General features: G+C 35.9%; 21 protein-coding genes. 18 read left to right on the forward strand and 3 right to left on the reverse strand.

Annotated elements, in window-relative coordinates:
- From J3U74_RS07290 to ispC, 16 genes are all read left to right on the forward strand, one after another.
- Positions 1 to 1,082 (forward strand): DUF2345 domain-containing protein (locus tag J3U74_RS07290; RefSeq protein ID WP_267337966.1); only part of this gene is annotated, 1,082 nt, incomplete at its 5' end.
- A 10-nt stretch (positions 1,083 to 1,092) separates the two neighbouring features.
- A complete protein-coding gene (locus tag J3U74_RS07295; RefSeq protein WP_267329427.1) occupies positions 1,093 to 2,076 on the forward strand; it encodes a hypothetical protein in 984 nt (327 codons plus the stop codon).
- Positions 2,076 to 3,239 carry a hypothetical protein gene (locus J3U74_RS07300; protein ID WP_267329428.1) on the forward strand — a complete coding sequence of 388 codons (1,164 nt, stop codon included), beginning with the start codon at positions 2,076 to 2,078 and terminating at the stop codon, positions 3,237 to 3,239. Before J3U74_RS07295 ends, J3U74_RS07300 begins: the two co-directional genes overlap by 1 nt.
- 90 nt (positions 3,240 to 3,329) lie before the next feature.
- Positions 3,330 to 4,487 carry a hypothetical protein gene (locus J3U74_RS07305; RefSeq protein ID WP_267329429.1) on the forward strand — a complete coding sequence of 386 codons (1,158 nt, stop codon included), beginning with the start codon at positions 3,330 to 3,332 and terminating at the stop codon, positions 4,485 to 4,487.
- 62 nt (positions 4,488 to 4,549) lie between these two features.
- A complete protein-coding gene (locus J3U74_RS07310) occupies positions 4,550 to 4,732 on the forward strand; it encodes an Imm52 family immunity protein (protein WP_267335936.1) in 183 nt (60 codons plus the stop codon).
- A gap of 9 nt (positions 4,733 to 4,741) precedes the next feature.
- Positions 4,742 to 4,921, forward strand: a complete 180-nt coding sequence (locus J3U74_RS07315; RefSeq protein WP_220218464.1) for a hypothetical protein — start codon at positions 4,742 to 4,744, stop codon at positions 4,919 to 4,921.
- Entirely contained in the window at positions 4,881 to 5,462 is a 582-nt protein-coding gene (locus J3U74_RS07320) for an Imm52 family immunity protein (protein ID WP_267329431.1), read from the forward strand. The genes J3U74_RS07315 and J3U74_RS07320 overlap by 41 nt, the downstream gene beginning before the upstream one ends.
- A gap of 45 nt (positions 5,463 to 5,507) precedes the next feature.
- Complete coding sequence (locus J3U74_RS07325; RefSeq protein ID WP_267329432.1) at positions 5,508 to 5,900, forward strand: hypothetical protein; 393 nt, start codon at positions 5,508 to 5,510, stop codon at positions 5,898 to 5,900.
- A gap of 269 nt (positions 5,901 to 6,169) precedes the next feature.
- Complete coding sequence (locus J3U74_RS07330; RefSeq protein ID WP_267329433.1) at positions 6,170 to 6,574, forward strand: hypothetical protein; 405 nt, start codon at positions 6,170 to 6,172, stop codon at positions 6,572 to 6,574.
- Positions 6,575 to 7,075: 501 nt separating this feature from the next.
- Positions 7,076 to 7,813: a 30S ribosomal protein S2 gene (rpsB, locus tag J3U74_RS07335; protein ID WP_220218460.1), complete on the forward strand. Its 738-nt coding sequence runs from the start codon at positions 7,076 to 7,078 to the stop codon at positions 7,811 to 7,813.
- A gap of 88 nt (positions 7,814 to 7,901) precedes the next feature.
- The gene (gene tsf / locus J3U74_RS07340; protein ID WP_220218459.1) at positions 7,902 to 8,762 is read left to right on the forward strand and encodes a translation elongation factor Ts; all 861 of its coding nucleotides are present in this window, start codon (positions 7,902 to 7,904) and stop codon (positions 8,760 to 8,762) included.
- A 118-nt stretch (positions 8,763 to 8,880) separates the two neighbouring features.
- Positions 8,881 to 9,615 carry a UMP kinase gene (pyrH, locus tag J3U74_RS07345; RefSeq protein ID WP_267329434.1) on the forward strand — a complete coding sequence of 245 codons (735 nt, stop codon included), beginning with the start codon at positions 8,881 to 8,883 and terminating at the stop codon, positions 9,613 to 9,615.
- 29 nt (positions 9,616 to 9,644) lie between these two features.
- Positions 9,645 to 10,202 carry a ribosome recycling factor gene (gene frr, locus J3U74_RS07350; protein ID WP_220218457.1) on the forward strand — a complete coding sequence of 186 codons (558 nt, stop codon included), beginning with the start codon at positions 9,645 to 9,647 and terminating at the stop codon, positions 10,200 to 10,202.
- 590 nt (positions 10,203 to 10,792) lie between these two features.
- Entirely contained in the window at positions 10,793 to 11,458 is a 666-nt protein-coding gene (gene deoC, locus J3U74_RS07355) for a deoxyribose-phosphate aldolase (protein WP_065562697.1), read from the forward strand.
- Positions 11,459 to 11,512: 54 nt separating this feature from the next.
- Complete coding sequence (gene deoR / locus J3U74_RS07360; protein ID WP_267329435.1) at positions 11,513 to 12,274, forward strand: DNA-binding transcriptional repressor DeoR; 762 nt, start codon at positions 11,513 to 11,515, stop codon at positions 12,272 to 12,274.
- A gap of 2 nt (positions 12,275 to 12,276) precedes the next feature.
- Positions 12,277 to 13,461, forward strand: coding sequence for a 1-deoxy-D-xylulose-5-phosphate reductoisomerase (ispC, locus tag J3U74_RS07365; RefSeq protein WP_267329436.1), 1,185 nt, complete (start codon positions 12,277 to 12,279; stop codon positions 13,459 to 13,461).
- A gap of 6 nt (positions 13,462 to 13,467) precedes the next feature.
- Here ispC and J3U74_RS07370 read toward each other — a convergent pair whose 3' ends face one another.
- A complete protein-coding gene (locus J3U74_RS07370; protein WP_267329437.1) occupies positions 13,468 to 14,019 on the reverse strand; it encodes a sugar O-acetyltransferase in 552 nt (183 codons plus the stop codon).
- A 4-nt stretch (positions 14,020 to 14,023) separates the two neighbouring features.
- Positions 14,024 to 14,983 (reverse strand): aminoimidazole riboside kinase, encoded by a 960-nt coding sequence (locus tag J3U74_RS07375; RefSeq protein ID WP_267329438.1) that lies wholly within the window; start codon positions 14,981 to 14,983, stop codon positions 14,024 to 14,026.
- 283 nt (positions 14,984 to 15,266) lie between these two features.
- Here J3U74_RS07375 and J3U74_RS07380 point away from each other — a divergent pair, with 283 nt between their 5' ends.
- A complete protein-coding gene (locus J3U74_RS07380; protein ID WP_267329439.1) occupies positions 15,267 to 16,736 on the forward strand; it encodes a glycoside hydrolase family 32 protein in 1,470 nt (489 codons plus the stop codon).
- Between the two features lie 46 nt (positions 16,737 to 16,782).
- Here the strand turns inward: J3U74_RS07380 and J3U74_RS07385 are convergent, their stop codons facing one another.
- A complete protein-coding gene (locus J3U74_RS07385) occupies positions 16,783 to 17,784 on the reverse strand; it encodes a LacI family DNA-binding transcriptional regulator (RefSeq protein ID WP_267329440.1) in 1,002 nt (333 codons plus the stop codon).
- A gap of 205 nt (positions 17,785 to 17,989) precedes the next feature.
- Between J3U74_RS07385 and J3U74_RS07390 the strand changes: the two genes are divergently transcribed.
- The gene (locus J3U74_RS07390) at positions 17,990 to 19,246 is read left to right on the forward strand and encodes an oligosaccharide MFS transporter (protein ID WP_220218450.1); all 1,257 of its coding nucleotides are present in this window, start codon (positions 17,990 to 17,992) and stop codon (positions 19,244 to 19,246) included.
- Positions 19,247 to 19,383 lie beyond the last annotated feature (137 nt).

Raw genomic sequence — 19,383 nt, forward strand, 5'->3', positions numbered from 1 at the left:
TGCACGACAGTGCCCATCCTGACCATGTCACCACGATAAACAAACATCGTAATGTGATACGTACTCCGGCCAATAATAAATTGCGCATGGATGACAAACGGGGGCAGGAGCATATCAAACTGGCAACCGAATACGGTAAAACGCAACTCAATCTGGGTCACTTAGTTGACCAAAACAAAACACCACGGGGTGAAGGGTTTGAACTTCGCACGGATGACTGGGGTGCCATTGCAGCTGAAAAAGGCTTATACCTGACCAGCCAAACCGAGCCGAAAGCGCAAGGCAAACAACTGGATATGCAAGGTGCGATTACCCAGCTGGAAAATGCTTTATCGATAGCCAAATCACTCCAGCAAGCCGCTCAACAATCGGAAGCCCACGATGCCGACACCGACAGTCAAGACCAGCTCAAGGCCAACTTAACTGAACTGGCCCAAAGTGGCATCTTAGCTTATGCGCAAGAAGGCATTGCATTAACCAGTCCGGAAAACATTCAGCTATCAACCGGTAACAGCGTGAGTATCACGGCGGAAAACCAAACCGACATCACGGCATTAAAAAACATCACGGTATCTTCGGGAGAAGCGATAGGGCTATTTGCCCACAAATCGGGGATGAAGGTCTTTGCCAATCAAGGGGATATTGACATACAAGCCCAAAATGCCAACCTGAATATGGCCGCAAAGCAAGATATCCACATTGACAGTGTTGACGGCAAACTGACCATTACCGCCAGCAAAGAGCTAACCCTAATCTGTGGCGGCTCGTATATCAAAATCAGCAGTAAAGGCATAGAGCTAGGCACACCAGATAACGTTAAGCTTAAATGTAATGTGATGCAGAAGATGGGGCCGAAAAATATGGCCCGTAATCAATTAGCATTACCGTATATTATTGGTGATTATGCGGTTAAATTTATCTGTAAAGATGAGACCGGAAAAATCTATGCCAATGAGCGTTATATTGCTACGTTACCCGATGGTAGGAAGATACAAGGGCAAACCGATAAAAATGGATATACCCAATCATTTCATTCTACAAATGAAAATGAAACAATTACACTGGAATTAATTAGTAGGTAAGTTAATCAATATGCCAAATGAGAACACTCAAAAATGTAAAGTTTTTACAGCCCAAACAAGTAAGCTTGAAAATGGAGAGGTTGCTGTTGAAGAAATTATATTACAAAAAGAACCAACGCCTCTATTTGTGCTATTTGCTTATGGTGGTAGGGGAGCACCAGACTTTGAAAAAGCAGCAAAACATAAACGTTCGAGGCTATTAAAAAAATATCCAGATGCTGAAGTAAGAATTATTGAAGGATTTCTTTATCCAAATGAATTTAAAGCTGAATGGACAAAGCTATATAATGAATTAACTAACTCTGAAACGGCTTGTAAATATGCTTTGTGGCAAGTTCATTATTTTGGTCATGGGGGACCTGATAAACTTAGTTTAAAAGGTGAGGGAAATGATATCTATTTTAACGAAAAAGACAATATGGAACTTTTACCTTGGCATCCAAATGAAGGCATTATGGTATTACACTCCTGTCGGGGTGGTGCTTATGAAGATCTTGAAAAAGAAAAACAAAGAAAAGCACAAAAGTGTTTAGCTAATGTCATTTCAATGCAACAAGAAACTCGTTGTTTAGGGCAAGTGACTTACGCTAGTTTTGCCGGCAATATTGGTGAGTATAATGATAATTATATTGTTACTGAAAGTGGAGGAATGATCTCCTCAACCAATTCTTTACTAGATAGTGGTTTTTATAAATATCGACCAGAAAGAAAGTTAAATAGTGTACTTGTACATATTACTGCTTGTGCCTTATGGGGGTATGCTTTGTTCACTGGTGATACACATAAAAAGACGTTAGCTAGAATGAAGGAGTATAAAAATAGAATGATTGAACAAGAAAAGGTAAAGAATCCTATCTATCCTATTTATGAAGAAATAAAAAAACTTGCACCGAAAAATCAAATACTACCTTGCAGAGTTTTTAATAAAGGAAAACTAGAAGAACGTATTGTTGAAGTGGATGTGTTTAATCAAAATGATTTGGAGTATCTTTAATGAATTATCCAGCTAAAAAAAATGAATCAATACGGAAAAAATTAACCGTTTTTGTCATTATTTTGGGTTTTATTATCGGTATTGGCCTTATATATTTAAGCAGTGATAATTCAAAAAAACGAAACCATGAACTTAATCAACCGGAAAATTTTATTATGGACTTTAAAATTTACCCTTCAACCATTCCTGAAAATGAATTATTACGCATAGACGAAGCTAAAAAGCTGTATGAATCAGCATTTGACGATGAAGTATTCCATGCGGTAGTTAGTCCGGACAACTTAGTCAAGTTTTTAAAACATGCCTGGCAATGGGATAAAAATGCCATGCCATATTATTACTCTCTCCTTACTTGGCATAAATTCTTTGATGAAGATTACAAAGAAGAAGGGATGATCTCATTTACAGAATTTATGGATAAATATCAGGATCAGCTAGTGGATAGTGCAGGTAAACCGTTAGTAGAACCAGAGGTGTTTAAAAGTTCTCAAATAAAATGGTATTTAATGGATCGGTTTGCCGATTTAAAATATCCCTATTTTGCCTATGAAAAAGGTTGGGGAATGGGTTTTTGTGGGTATGATGAACAAGGCATGGCGCGCCCCTGTCCAGATGAGCAATTAGAAAAAAGTATTGAGTATTTAAACTATGCGATTGAAGGTGGTTATCATTGCTACGAGGATTTGATGGTCCGAATGTTATTTCAACAAGCCGCTCACTATAAAGATCAGAAATATGAACAGCTGAATAAATTAACCGAATACCGTAAAGTATTAAAATCAGACGATTTAAAACAGGCAATAGATTATGCGCAGCTAATGGCAGAGCATAGCTCAATTATCGGCATATTGCGCATGACTGAAGCGTATTTCTATGGATTAGGACGGGAGCAAGATTTTGTTAAAGCCTATGCCTGGTCGCTGTTAAGTGATTATGCAAAACAAAGAATTATCGAGATAGGCAATAATTTAGCGTGGTATGCTTATCAACTACCACCGGTTTGGGAATATAACAAAGAAATCCAAAATCGTTTAGAACAAATGCTTACCCCAGCCGAAAAACAAGCGGCATTAGACTATTTGGAAACACTGAAAACCAAAGTGGTCACTTGGAATTATAATAAATGGTGCGATCAGATAGATGATTTTCATCCTAAACCGTAATTTATTTGACTATATTGCAGTGAGTAAAATTTGAGGTTGAATAATAGTGATTAATCTGGATAGAGTGAGTTTTTAGTGCAGGAATAGCGTGTGAAGAATAGCAAATTGAAACGTTCAACGTTCAAAATAGTCATGTTAGCCATGAGCGTGATAATGGTTATTAGCCTTTATCAATTCTATTTTAATCAATCATCCGATAGACAAGTCAATTTTGGTTTTGTTGAATCCGAAAACTTACCTATGGACTTTACAATTTACCCTTCAACCATTCCTGAAAATCAATTATTACGTATAGATGAAGCTAAAAAGCTGTATGAATCAGCATTTGACGATCAAGTATTTTATGCGGTAGTTAGTCCGGACAACTTAGTCAAGTTTTTAAAACATGCCTGGCAATGGGATAAAAATGCCATGCCGTATTATTACTCTCTCCTTACTTGGCATAAATTCTTTGATGAAGATTACAAAGAAGAAGGGATGATCTCATTTATAGAATTTATGGATAAGTATCGGGATCAGTTAGTGGATAGTGCAGGTAAACCGTTAGTTGAACCAGCGGTGTTTAAAAGTTCTCAAATAAAATGGTATTTAATGGATCGGTTTGCCGATTTAAAATATCCCTATTTCGCCTTTAAAAAAGGTTGGCAAATGGGTTTTTGTGGGTATGATGAACAAGGTATGGCACGCCCCTGTCCAGATGAGCGATTAGAAAAAAGTATTGAGTATTTTAATTACGCCATTGAAGGTGGCTATCATTGCTACGAAAATTTGATAGGCAGTATGTTATTTCAACAAGCAGCTCACTATAAAGATCAAAAATATGAACAGCTGAATAAATTAACCGAATACCGCAGCACATTAAAAGTAGAAGATTTAAAACAGGCAATAGATTATGCGCAGCTAATGGCAGCGCATAGCTCAATTATAGGCATATTGCGCATGACTGAAGCCTATTTCTATGGATTAGGACGGGAGCAAGATCCGGTTAAAGCCTATGCCTGGTCGCTGTTAAGTGATTATGCAAAACAAAAAATTATCGAGATAGACAATAATTTAGCGTGGCATGCTTATCAACTCCCACCGGTTTGGGAATATAACAAAGAAATCCAAAATCGTTTAGAACAAATGCTTACCCCAACTGAAAAACAAGCGGCTTTAGACTATTTGGAAACGCTGAAAACCAAAATTGTAACTTGGGATTACAATGAATGGCGAGATCAGATAGATGATTTTCACCCTAAACCCTAGTTTGATTAAAAATCTTGATAAACCTGCTTTAATCAATGATGAAAGCTAATTATGATTCATTGATGTTTAATCGGACAGAATTTGAAGATATAGCTAAATATAAAGACGATAAACAGCTAGGAACAGTGATTGTATCGCTTGATCATATGCCAAGTATTGAAAACACCGAAGATGTGAAAACAATCAATCGTATTGATTTAAGATTGCGTGATGCTGATTTATTACCAATAAGGAGTTATTTATAGTAAGCCAATATGAAAAAACAATTAACTATTGAGATGTATTTCAAACCTGAAGCCTATTTACCACTCTCTGTGTGTATTGCGCAAATTGAACAGATATTAAAAATCCAGCATTACTATCTTCATAAAAGTGAAAATTGGTACTTATGTGGTGTTTCTAAGAAAAAAGTCATCTATTTACCAGCTATTTGATAAAAATGGCGTAACTAAAGTTGGATTGGAAAAAATAACTCAAAAATATAAGAAAAATAAGAATTCTTTTAGTGGATCTATTTGGGATAAAAATACTGAAGAGGCAGCTCTATGTTATTTTATATATGAGAAACTTTTAGAGAAAAGATTTTTCCTTAAAATTGAATTAGATTTCAAAATAGATATTAGGATTACTAAATCTCAAACAGTCACTGAGTTCATTTTAGCCTTAGTTCAGAAATTTAATAGTGCCTATATTATAGTTAATGGAAATTATTTACCCCGAAAAGCTGTTTTTCCCGACAGACTATCAGCAGGCTGGATGATATATCTACCCAAGGCTCAATTAACGCACGAAATAGTACCCGAATCGTCGGATGTGGTAAGTGTCAAAAACGAGGAAGGACTGGTAACCGGAACGCTAGTGGTAACGTTGCCCCATTTTTTTGATAAAGAAACTGCAGATGATATTAAAGCGGTGAATCGGGTTGATATTCGGCTACGTGAGTTGGATCTATTGCCATTGTATACAGACATGTAAACTATTTTATGGAGGATTGGTATTTAAAAAAATACCATAATTACAATGAGAAAATTAATATTTAAAAGATTATGTATCGTTTTTTCAGTCTGTTTTTTATTGATAGGTTGTGTTATCACCCCTGTCATTATAACACCGAATGAATTACCAAAAGGTATTAGAGGTAAAAATTATTATGCGCCGATTAATGTTGAAGGAGGCTCTGGACCACTTTCATTTTGGACGAGAATTTATCCCGAAAACTCTGGATTAGAAATAATATTACGTGAAATAGATGGAATGGTTGAACGTAATTATATAGCAGTGACAGGGATCCCAAAAATCACAGGTGATATTGAGGTTATTATTAAAGGGGGAATGACTCCGACTTACTGGAATATCACGCCTGGTGATTTTAAAAAAATTTATATTATTCATGTAGCAGATTCAGAAGAATAATATTTCATCAATGATATTTGTTAAATATTGTTGAATAGGGAAACACTTTAGGTATCATTTTTGTAATGTTAATATTTGTTATCTTTTTCGATAAAATGCTGTTGTCTTTTTTTCATCGGCAATAAGGTTGCGATAAAGAAAATAACAAAATAGTTAACATTATTTTGGTAAAGTTATTTTTTTGAGCAGATAGATATGACATTAACATTGAGTAGGTTTTTGAACCATAATTTTGCAGGAATGGTATTTAAAAAGATACCATAATAACAATGAGAAAATTAAAATTTAAAAGATTATGTATCGTTTTTTCAGTCTGTTTTTTATTGATAGGTTGTATCGTCGCCCCGAAAGTAATGATAACGCCTCATGAGCTACCGAAAGCTGTTATAGGTAAAAATTATTATACTACGATTAATATTCGAGGCGGTTCTGGGCCAATTTTAGAAAGAGGATTTCTGAGGGAAATTTATCCAAAAAATTCTGGATTAGAAATAATATTCCCTGAAATAAATGGTTATGTTGAATATAATTATTTAGCAGTGAAGGGCACTCCCAAAATAACAGGTGATATTAAAGTTGTTGTTAAAGGAAAAATGTCTCCTGCTTTCTGGTATGTGCCAGCTTCTTATTTTGAAAAAATTTATACTATTCAAGTCTCAGAGGCAGAAGAATAATATTTCATCGATTATGATAGTAAATGTGATTAGCATAACCTTATTAAACCGTTTGATATGCCGGTATGGGTCGAATTGAGCCAATTTAAAATAAAAAAACGATTTAATTAAATCATTTTTTAATAAAAATAGCGTAATAAAAAATGTGGATTATGTATTATTATGAAATGAAATTGATGGTATCTAAAAATTAAATTTAAGGTATTAATCGATAACTTAATCCTCATTTATTATGACTGTAAATCTTTTTTGCCAATAAAAATCACATCGATATAAATAAAACTAGTAATAGTTAGCTAAATATGGTATAAAGCCTGCGCTACTTTCCAGATTATTTTTAAGCAAAATGATTATGGATTATAAGCACAAATTTTAAAATTTAATTAACGTTATAACACACACATATCATTACTCTTTTCCGGGGTGCCTTGTACTTTAAGTAATAAGGTCGGATAAAGCGGATATGTGGAGGCATAACCCCAACGTCAAAATGAGGAAATCATGACTACAGTATCAATGCGCGATATGTTACAAGCGGGTGTACACTTTGGACACCAAACTCGTTATTGGAACCCAAAAATGAAACCATTTATTTTTGGTGCACGCAACAAAGTTCACATCATCAATCTTGAAAAAACAGTTCCTTTATTTAATGAAGCTTTAGCTGAATTAAACAAGATCGCAGCGCGTAAAGGTAAAATTTTATTTGTTGGTACAAAACGTGCAGCTAGCGAAGCGATTAAGCAAGCGGCTGAAAGTTGTGGCCAATACTATGTTAATCACCGCTGGTTAGGTGGTATGTTGACTAACTGGAAAACAGTTCGTCAATCAATCAAACGCCTAAAAGATTTAGAAACACAAGCTAGTGATGGTACATTTGACAAATTAACCAAAAAAGAAGCACTAATGCGTGCTCGTGAAATGGCGAAATTAGAAAATAGCTTGGGTGGAATTAAAAACATGGGTGGCTTACCCGATGTGATTTTTGTAATTGGTGCAGACCATGAACATATCGCAATCAAAGAAGCTAACAATTTAGGTATTCCAGTCATTGCTGTTGTTGATACTAACTCAGATCCAGATGGTATTGATTATATCGTTCCTGGTAATGATGATGCTATTCGTGCAATTCAATTATATGCAAATGCAGTTGCTGAAGCTGTTCGTTCTGGTCGTGAGCAAAACCAATCTCCAGTATCAGAAGAAAGCTTCGTTGAAGAAGCACCAGCAGCTGAGTAATAAACTCAAATATTTTCAGGGTCGATAATAAAATCAATCGACCCATTCTAATGAAAATCATCATAATGGTTAAATAGAGGATTAAAAAATGGCTGAAGTTACCGCTTCTATGGTAAAAGAACTGCGTGAAAGAACAGGCGCAGGCATGATGGAATGTAAAAAAGCATTAGTTGAAGCTAATGGCGATATCGATCTTGCTATCGATAATATGCGTAAATCAGGTCAAGCAAAAGCAGCTAAAAAAGCTGGTCGTGTTGCTGCTGAAGGTGTGATTATTTCTAAAATTTCTGCTGATAAAAAATCAGGTGTTATTCTAGAAATCAACTGTGAAACTGACTTTGTTGCTAAAGATGCAGGTTTTATCGCATTTAGTGAAAAAGTAGCAACTGCGGCATTAAATGATCACATTACTGATCTTGCTGCTTTACAAGCAAAATTTGAAGAAGAGCGTACTGCTTTAGTTGCTAAAATTGGTGAAAATATCGGTATTCGTCGTGTTCAAGAGATCACTGGTGATGTTGTTGGTAGTTACCAACACGGTGCACGTATCGGTGTATTAGTTGCGGCAAACAGTGGCTGTGATGAAGAATTAGTGAAACATATTGCAATGCATATCGCTGCAAGCAAACCAGAATATGTTGATCCAAGTGATGTTCCAGCTGATGTTGTTGAACATGAACGTAATATTCAAATCGATATTGCAATGCAGTCAGGTAAACCACGTGAAATCGCAGAAAAAATGGTTGAAGGCCGTATGCGTAAATTCACTGGTGAAGTATCACTTACTGGTCAACCATTTGTTATGGATCCAAGCAAAACTGTTGGTGATTTACTTGCAGAGAAAAAAGCGACAATTGCTACATTTATCCGCTTTGAAGTGGGTGAAGGCATCGAAAAAGTCGAAGTTGATTTTGCAGCTGAAGTTGCTGCGATGTCGAAACAATCTTAATTGTTTTATCTAAGCCGCCGTAAGGCGGTTTTGTTTATCTACAAAATATTTTAAAATAGTTACCCGCTAGTTATTCTAGCTAATTAGGTAATTAAATAACGAAATAGTGAGACTTCATATGGTAACCCCTTTCTATAAACGTATTCTTCTTAAACTCAGTGGCGAAGCACTACAAGGCGATGAAGGTTTTGGTATTGATCCAACCGTTCTTGACCGCATGGCGCAAGAAATCAAAGAACTTATCGAAATGAATGTTCAAGTTGCTGTTGTTATTGGGGGCGGTAATCTATTTCGTGGTGCAGGCCTTGCTAAAGCGGGTATGAATCGTGTCGTTGGTGATCACATGGGAATGTTAGCAACGGTGATGAATGGACTTGCCATGCGTGATGCGCTGCATCGAATTGAAGTTAATGCACGTTTAATGTCGGCAATTCCATTAAATGGTGTGTGTGATGACTACCGTTGGACTGAAGCAATTAGCTTACTTCGCCATGGTAAAGTCGTTATTCTTTCTGCCGGGACAGGTAACCCATTTTTTACAACTGATTCTGCCGCTTGCTTACGTGGTATCGAGATTGAAGCAGATGTTGTTTTAAAAGCAACCAAAGTTGATGGGGTATATTCAGCCGATCCTGTTAAAGATCCTAATGCAACACTATATAAAACATTAAATTATGAAAAAGTGTTAGATGATGAATTAAAAGTCATGGATTTAGCAGCGTTTACTTTAGCTCGTGATCATAACCTGCCTATTTGTGTATTTAATATGAATAAACCAGGAGCATTACGCCGAGTCATCTTAGGTGAACAAGAAGGAACATTAATTAATAATCAGGCTACAGTTAGCTGTTAGTCATCTTTATTTTAAATAAGGTTTTTATTATGTTAAACGAGATTCAAAAAGAAGCGCAAGCGCGCATGGAAAAAAGTATTGAGGCGTTTCAAAATCATATTTCTAAAGTTAGAACCGGGCGTGCTTCACCAAGCTTATTAGACGGAATTATGGTTGAATACTATGGTAGCCCAACACCACTACGTCAATTAGCTAATGTTGTTGCTGAAGATGCAAGAACGCTGGCTATTACGGTGTTTGATAAATCATTAACGCCAATGATTGAAAAAGCAATTTTAACTTCTGATTTAGGGCTTAACCCTGCTTCAGCTGGGACAGTTATTCGAGTACCTCTTCCACCGTTAACTGAAGAACGTCGCCGTGATTTAACTAAAATAGTTCGTAATGAAGCAGAACAAGGTCGTGTGTCAATTCGTAATATTCGTCGTGATGCCAACGATCAAATCAAAGCTTTGTTAAAAGATAAAGAAATTTCAGAAGATGATGAACGTAAATCACAAGATTTAATTCAAAAAGCAACAGATGCAGCTATCAAAAAATTAGATGCAGTGCTTGCAGATAAAGAAAAAGAGTTAATGGAATTTTAATCTCTTGTCTAAAAAGCCTAGTTGATAAAACTAGGCTTTTTGATTTTTTACCTATCAATTATCAATCATTTCATTATCGCTAAAAAATACAAAATATTAGTTTTATCCGTTAGCGAGTAGATCAAAAATAAAAAATCACTCAATAAACAGCTATCCTTCTATTTAAGCGGTATAAAGTCTAACTGAGTTTATTTATAGTTGATCAATACAAATAATGCGCTTGTGCACATTTAAAAGGTAAAAGATTCTATTTGTATTAGTGCATTATTTGCCACTAAAGTTAATCAAGTTTGTCAAAATCATGGTTTCCAAGTTGATTTAGTGAATCACGTATCATAACTTCAATTAATAGGTAATGTTAAATTGCGCATTGCTTAGCTTTTTCATACCAATCACTTCAATTTGATTTAATTGTTTAAGTTTATTAAATAGTTTAGTAAATAGTTTAGTTTTTAATTATCAAAATTTAAGTATATAATGTTACGGAAATAACATTATAGGGCTATATATGTTATTTTTATAACATTACTAACATTTACTAAAAACTATTATTTACTAGACATTACTAAACACAATTAAAGGACATCATTATGGATTATGCAAAGTATATTGATCATACTTTACTGGCGATGAATGCCACAGAAGATCAAATACGTAAACTTTGTGAAGAAGCAAAGCAGTATCATTTCTATTCTGTATGTGTTAATTCAGGCTATGTGCCTTTAGTCGCTAGCTTGCTTAAAGGTAGCGATGTAAAGGTTTGTTCAGTCGTTGGCTTTCCTTTAGGTGCTATGCTGACTTCTGCTAAAGCATTTGAGACTGAAATGGCAGTCAAAGCTGGCGCAGAAGAGATCGATATGGTTATCAATGTCGGCTGGCTAAAAAGCAATGATTTAACGGCGGTTAAAGAAGATATTCAAGCAGTATTTAATGCTTGTGGTTCAGTGCCGTTAAAAGTTATTTTAGAAACTTGCTTATTAACTAAAGAAGAAATCGTTACAGTTTGTACAATTTGTAAAGAAATTGGCGTTGCTTTTGTTAAAACTTCAACCGGTTTTAGCTTATCAGGGGCAACAGTTGAAGATGTTAAATTGATGCGCGAAACAGTCGGTGATAAAATGGGTGTTAAAGCATCAGGTGGCATTAGAGATCGTCAAACTGCTGAAAAAATGGTTCAAGCTGGTGCAACACGGTTAGGCGCTAGTGCTGGTATTGCAATTGTATCAGGCGATAAAGCATCATCTAGCGGCTATTAATTCATCCTTTTATAAGCTACTGTATAGTAGCTTATTGCTATTTATGGAATGGCAATGGAAACGCAACCGCAAAAAAGAGTTAATGCACTTATTGAGCAATTAAAAACTACCGATAAAATTCATTTAAAGCAAGCAGCGCAAATGCTTGCTGTTTCTGAAATGACGATTCGTCGAGATCTTAGCAATCAATCATCATGTTTAGCTGTTTTAGGCGGTTATGTTGTTAACCAAGCACGCCATACCATATCGCAATATTTTGTTTCAGATCAAAAAGATAAACATGTAGATGAAAAGCGTTATATTGGCAAACTAGTTAGTCAATTTGTTGATGAGAACGATACTATTTTTTTTGATTGCGGTACAACCATGCAATTTATCATTGATGAAATTAGTGATGATATTGCCTTTACTGCAATCTGCTATTCACTCAATGCCTTTCTAGCGTTACAAAACAAACCAAAATGTAAAATCATTTTATGCGGTGGGCAGTATCAGCTTAATAATGCAATTTTTACCAATATTAGTTCCCATAATCCGCTCGATTTTATCTGTCCAAATAAAGCTTTTATTTCGGCAGCGGGTATTGATCTCACTCAAGGTGCAACTTGTTACCATTTTGATGAATTGAATATGAAGCATCAGGCGATGAAAAAATCTAATCAAAATATTTTAATTGCCGATCATACTAAGTTTAATCAAGTTAAACCGGCTTTTATTTGTAACCTTGATCAGTTTAATTTGGTGATGACCGATAGAGCGCCGGATTTAGGCTACGTCGCTTACTTTGAAGAAAATAACATTGGTTTAATGTATTAATTATGAAAAATATCGCAATTTTAGGTTCAACAGGATCGATCGGCTGTAGCACGTTAGCCGTCATTCGGCAAAATCCAACTTTATACAAAGCTTATGTGCTAGTAGGTGGCGCTAATGTTGCAAAAATGACAGAGCAGTGTCAGGAGTTTAAACCAAAATATGTTGCTATGGCGAGCAAACAAGCAGCGCAGCAGCTTAAAGCAAATTTAGCCAACCTAAAATTGAATATAGAAGTACTGAGTGGTGAGCAAGCTATGTGTGATTTAGCACAGCTCCCCGAAGTTAACCAAGTTATGGCTGCAATTGTTGGTGCTGCGGGATTAAGGCCGACTCTTGCTGCAATTAAAAAAGGTAAACGCATTTTACTCGCTAATAAAGAGTCATTAGTCACTTGTGGGCATTTATTTATGCAAGCGGTGAAACAATATGGCGCCGAGCTACTGCCGGTCGATAGTGAACATAATGCGATCTTTCAAAGTTTACCTACCGCAGTGCAACATGATCTTGGATTTGTTAATCTGACTGATCATGGTATCGCCAAAATTGTGTTAACCGGATCTGGCGGACCTTTTCGGGAGCTACCGTTAAATCAATTAACTTCAGTCACACCTGCGCAAGCGACTTTACATCCTAACTGGTCAATGGGTAGAAAGATTTCAGTTGATTCGGCAACGATGATGAATAAAGGCTTGGAATATATTGAAGCTCGTTGGTTGTTTAATGCTAGTTTTGAGCAAATGGAGATTATTGTACATCCTCAATCAATTATTCACTCAATGGTTCGTTATCTAGATGGCAGTATTATTGCAGAATTAGGCGTGCCAGATATGTGTACGCCAATTGCTTATTCAATGTCTTATCCATTACGTATTTCATCCGGTGTACCTGCTTTAGATTTTACTCAAATCTCATCATTAACCTTCAATCAACCCGATTTTATTCGCTATCCATGCTTAAAATTAGCCATTGAGGCTTGTGGTGAAGGGCAAGCGGCAACAACAGCGCTTAACGCTGCCAATGAAGTGGCGGTTGAAGCATTTTTACAGCATAAAATTGGTTTTATGGATATTGCCAAACAGGTTGCAACCACGTTAGATCAACTTAATTTTCCGGAACCTGCCACTATTGATGATGTGTTCATTATTGATGCATGGGCTAGAGCACAATGTAGCAAACAGATAGTTTAAATGGCATTAAAGCGTTTTATACACTCGGCATGGCGTGCCCATGGCAACGACATTTGAAGGAATATCTCGATCTACAATACTGCCAGCTGCAATAACCGTATTATCGCCGATAGTCACATTGGGTAGTACAATTACGTTACCACCAATCCAAACGTTATTACCGATCGTAATCGGTTTGGCAAACTCAAGCCCACTGTTGCGTATTTGGCTATCAAGTGGGTGACCTGAGGTATAAAAACCGCAATTGGGTGCGACAAGGACATTATCTCCGAATGTAATTTTGGCCGCATCAAGCATGATGCAGTTAAAATTAGCAAAAAAATTCTCTCCAATTTCAATATTGTAGCCATAATCACATTGAAAACCGGGCATAATTGTAAATAGCTTTCCTGTTTTTCCTAACAGGGTTTGAAATAATCGTTGGCGCTGCTCTTCAACCAGTGGTGATAGTTGATTAATTTGAAAGCAGAGATCTTGCGCATAAAGCCGTTCTTTAGCCAGTAAATTGATACAGGGATCGTATAACAAACCGGCGAGCATCTTTTCTTTTTCTGTCATTAAATTATGCCATTTGTTTAGCGGTTAAGGCTGGATTGTCGCCAATAAATGATTGTAAAAATGCGCTATCGGGTAGCGCCGTTAACGCCCCTTTTTTGGTTGTTGCTAATGCACCACAGGCACTGGCAATAGTCATCATGCTTTCTAGCATTAATTTATCTTCGGGCATTCCTGATGAAGCTATGCTACTTAACAATCCTGACACAAAAGCATCCCCAGCCCCCGTTGTATCAACACTATTGACATGATAGGAATCAAAAGAAAATCGTTTACCTTGCCATATAACAATACTGCCATCTTTTCCTTTAGTTATTAGCTTAAGCTGAGCATTATAATGTTGTGTTAATTTATTTAAGGCATGATGCCAATCATCACTTTCTGTTAACCAAAATAGCTCTTCATCAGACAGTTTAAGGATATCGGCATCATGGCTAAATTGCGTAATAACCGTGCGCATTTCGTCTTTATCTTGCCACATCTGTTCGCGCAAATTAATATCAAAGCTAATCAACCCATTTTTGGCCGTCAGATCTTCAATTGCAGTTTTTAGCGTTTGCCGGCAGGTATGCCCCACCAGTGCAAGAGAACAAAAATGTAAGATATCTTGATTAAAATTAGGCAATGCTTGTTTTGATAAAAATTGATCGGCCGAAGGAGAGACTAAAAAAGTAAAGCTACGTTCGCCATTATCACCCAAATCTACAACAACAGTACTTGTTCTATGATTATCGTCTTTTTCAAGGCTTTGACAGTCAACATGGTATTGTTTGAATGTCTTTTCCATAAAATGACCAAATGGATCGTTACCGACTCGGCCAATAAACGCTGAAGGAAGTCCCAATTTAGCAACACCAATAGCAACATTAGCCGGCGCACCACCAGCGCAAGCTTGATAATTCATATCGCCAAATGGCAATAAATCTATAACGGCATCCCCAAGCGACCAGACTTTTGTGTTATTCATTTAATTACTCTATATAATATATGGTTAATTTGGTTGAAAATATATTACTGTGTTGGCAATTTGTTGTTTAATTTAGCCAATTAGGTATAGATTAGACTTTGTTTAACAATTAGTCATTAACAATAGACTAAATGATTTCTAAAAAAATTCATTGTTAACGTTAAAAATATGTGATTAACATCACATATTTTACTGTTTATTTTGCCTATAGTTAACGTTAACAATTAAATTGATGTACCATGTTATTATATTAATCATATATAGGATGAACAAAGGGGATTTTATGTCTACTGCTATTGATAAAGCTAATCAAGCTATTAAAAAATTAGAAAGTAAAATGAATAAACAGTATTATCCGCATTTTCATTTGGCGCCACAAGCGGGTTGGATGAATGATCCTAATGGTTTGATTTACTTTAAAGGGCAGTATCACGCCTTTTATCAACATCATCCTTATGATGAAAATTGGGGGCCAATGCATTGGGGGCATGCTGTTAGTGATGATTTAGTAACATGGCGAAGATTACCGATTGCTATTGCTCCGGGTAATGAATATGACAAAAGTGGATGTTTTTCGGGTTCTGCTGTCGATAAAAATGGTGAACTGTGTTTGATTTATACCGGTCATATTTGGTTAAAAGGTGAAGGTAATGATGAACAAATCCGCCAAACCCAATGCCTTGCTACCAGTAAAGACGGTATTCATTTTGAAAAACAGGGCACAATTTTGACGCCAGAAGACGGCATTATGCATTTTCGAGATCCAAAAGTCTGGCAACAAGATGATCTATGGTGGATGGTCGTTGGCCAACGTGATAACAATGATGTGGGGCAAATTTTACTTTTTCGATCTCAGGATCTTAAAAAATGGCAATTCGATCATGTGCTGATCAGCGATATTGATCCCAATGTATATATGCTTGAATGCCCTGACTTTTTCCCTCTCGGCGATAAATGGATATTGATGTTTTCTCCGCAAGGTATGAAAGCTAAAGGTTATCAATATCGTAATCGATTCCAATCCGGCTATATTGTGGGTAACTGGCAACCGGGAAAAACATTCTCCGTAATTAAACCATTTCAAGAAATGGATTTTGGCCATGATTTTTATGCACCGCAGTCGTTTCTTGCCGCTGACGGTCGCCGCATTGTTTTTGCCTGGATGGACATGTGGGAATCTGTCATGCCTAGTAAAATGGATAAATGGATGGGTGCTTTTACCCTGCCTCGTGAACTGATTTTAGATCGTCATAATAATGTTCGTAACAGACCAATTAAAGAGCTTGAAGCATTGCGTGAAAAACCGCAATCATTATCCAATATTGTATTAAATAATGAACTTAAAAATACTTGCATAGAATCAATTAGTTGTGAGTTAAAAGTTGAAATCGATTTAACGCAAAGTAATGCTGAACGTTTTGGTTTACAACTTGCTGCAACCGAAGATGGAAAGCAGGCGACGCTTTTATATGTGGATTTACAATCAAACCGTATTGTACTTGATCGCAGTCTTTCCGGGCTTGAATTAAAAGGTTATCGTAGCGTTCGTTTACCTAAAACGAAAAAATTAACTCTGCATGTGTTTGTAGATGCTTCCTCGGTTGAGGTCTTTGTTAATGGTGATCTATATAGCTTTTCAAGCCGTATTTATCCAAAATTACCCGCTCAACGAATGATTAATCTATTTGCCGAAAATGGTCAGGCGGTAGTGACGCAATTAGATAGTTGGCAATTAAAATCGATTTATGCCTAACCAATCTTAAATCCACCACAAAAAAGTGGTGGATTTAAGATCCTGCTTATAATGATTCTCGTTGTAAAAAGGGAGATGCCACTAAGGTGGTTTTTTTCTGTGTGTTACCACCAATAATATGTAAAGCCGCTTGCTCGCCGATTTCGTAATGTGGAAGCTGTACCGTTGTTAGTGGTGGGTAGAACAATTCGCCAGTACCAACCATATTATCATAACCTAAAACTGCAATATCGTTTGGAATATTAAAGCCCTGACTAAGTAAGAATTGATAGGCAACAAAAGCAATTCGATCATTGCCACAAATCAATACATCAAATTCCGGTTTATTTTTACAATGCTGTTTTAGTATTTCCACCGTCATCATATACTCTTGTGCAAGGTCATGTTGTAATACTGTGTGATAGCTAAGCATATCATCTAAATTTCGACCCGCATCTAACCATGCTTGCTCTGCTGCTTTGCGCCGAATATTACCGGCTAATGTGTTTTCAGATAGATAGATACAAAGTGGTTTTTGATAACCTTTTTTAATAACCTGTTGCATTGCCAGATATTGACCGTTGTAATCATCAGGAATATAACAGGCAAGCTGCTCGGAATCACTGATACAGTTAGCTAATACAACATCTTTGCCTAGGAGTTTTTCAGGTAATTCTACTTTTCTTAGCCCCATTGTCGTGTAGATAATTCCGTCAGGGCGATAAGATAATAACGTGTTAATTGCATGATCGGGCTGTTTATCATCAAACAAATTAACAATAAAGGTGTTCCAGCCATGTTGTTGAGCAGTTTTTTCAATGGCTTGTAAAAGCTCGACAGAAAATGGTGTCATTGCCGTTTCTAATGCCAAAACACCAATAGCGTGTGGGGCGGTATGATCACCGCGTATTTTACGGGCGGATAAATCCGGAACATAGTTAAGTTGCTCAATTGCCTTTTTGACTCGTTTATAAGTCTCTTTATTTAGTTTTTCCGGATTATTAATTGCACGTGATACCGTCATCAATGATACCGATGCCAACTTTGCAACATCCTTAAGTGAAACCATAGTTAAACCCTTTTTGCTCAGCATTAAAAGATTAATTATTTAAATTTATTATTTTGATGATACCACAAATAAAAATGATAAAAAGTGTGAGGTAAGTAACAATTATGATAATCGATACTATCTATTTCATATTAATTATGACAATAATGTTAACCTTAACATGTTAACGTTAAACTTCAACAACATAAGAGTAATGAATATGAATATGAATATTATATATAATAGAAACTATTGGTTCTCATCAGGTTACCTTATTACTTTTTATGCAGCTTGGTCGCTTTGGTGGTCTTTTTATGCCATTTGGCTAAAAAGTAATATAGGATTATCCGGCGAACAATTGGGAATTGTTTATTCCGCTAACTCAGCTGCTGCCATGTTTTTTATGATCTTCTACGGTGTTATTCAAGATAAATTACAAATCGGAAAGGCGATAATTACCTTCCAAAGTATTGTAATGATTCTTATTGGACCATTTTTAATTTATGTGTATGAACCTTTACTCAAAAACGATTTTATTTTGGGAGCTTGCATTGGAGCACCGGTGTTAAGTGCTGGCTTTATTTCGGGTTGTGCATTAATTGATTCGTTTATCGAGCGTATTAGTCGATTATTTGGTTTTGAATTTGGACCCGCTCGATTTTGGGGATCATTTGGTTATGCGATTGCTACATTTATTGCAGGTATCTTATTTGGTATTAATCCGCATATTAACTTCTGGATGGCATCGGTTATTGCTACAACCTATTTTGTCATTAACCTTGCTTTTAAACCTAAACACGATCCAGCATCAAAAACTGATAACAGTAGTGAAGTTTTAGCTAAAACAAAATCAACGATACCAACCATGAGCGAAATATTTTCACTATTTGGTATGAAGAAGTTTTGGTTATTTGTCTTTTTTATCATTGGTACCAATAGTTTTTATACTATTTATGATCAGCAGTTATTTCCTAATTTTTATACCAGTTTTTTTGAAATACCCGAAGATAGTTATGAAACCTATGGTTATTTAAATTCCTTCCAAGTCTTTTTAGAAGCGGGCTTTATGATTTTGGCTCCTTATTTTATTAATAAAATGGGCGCTAAACGATCGCTATTAATTGCCGTATTAGTGATGATTTGTCGCATTGCGTTATCTGCCACATTGGATAATGTTTATTTAATTTCATTTGTTAAACTCTTTCATGCTATCGAAACACCGTTATTTATTTTAGCGGTATTTAAATATGTAGTTGCGAATTTTGATGCAAGGTTGTCTTCTACTCTTTATTTAGTTGGATTTAATATTTCATCAAATATTGGTGTTATTGTGCTGTCATGGATAGTCGGTAAGTTATTTGACAATAACGGGTTTACAACCACGTTTTATATTCTTGCCAGTATTGTTCTTACAATTTTACTCATTGGTATATTTACTCTATGTGATGATAAAAAAGCTAAGCTTCAATCCCATCAATCATGAAATATATAGATAAAATGGAAACAAATTGTTTCCATTTTTCTGTTTTTGATATCGGTTAATGCAGACAATACTTGCTTACTTGTTAAGTTTGAGAAACAATGTTCACTATATTGATTAATATCTATAGGTAGTTGTTG

It is taken from the genome of Gilliamella sp. B3892 (genome assembly GCF_026536305.1).
GTDB lineage: Bacteria > Pseudomonadota > Gammaproteobacteria > Enterobacterales > Orbaceae > Gilliamella.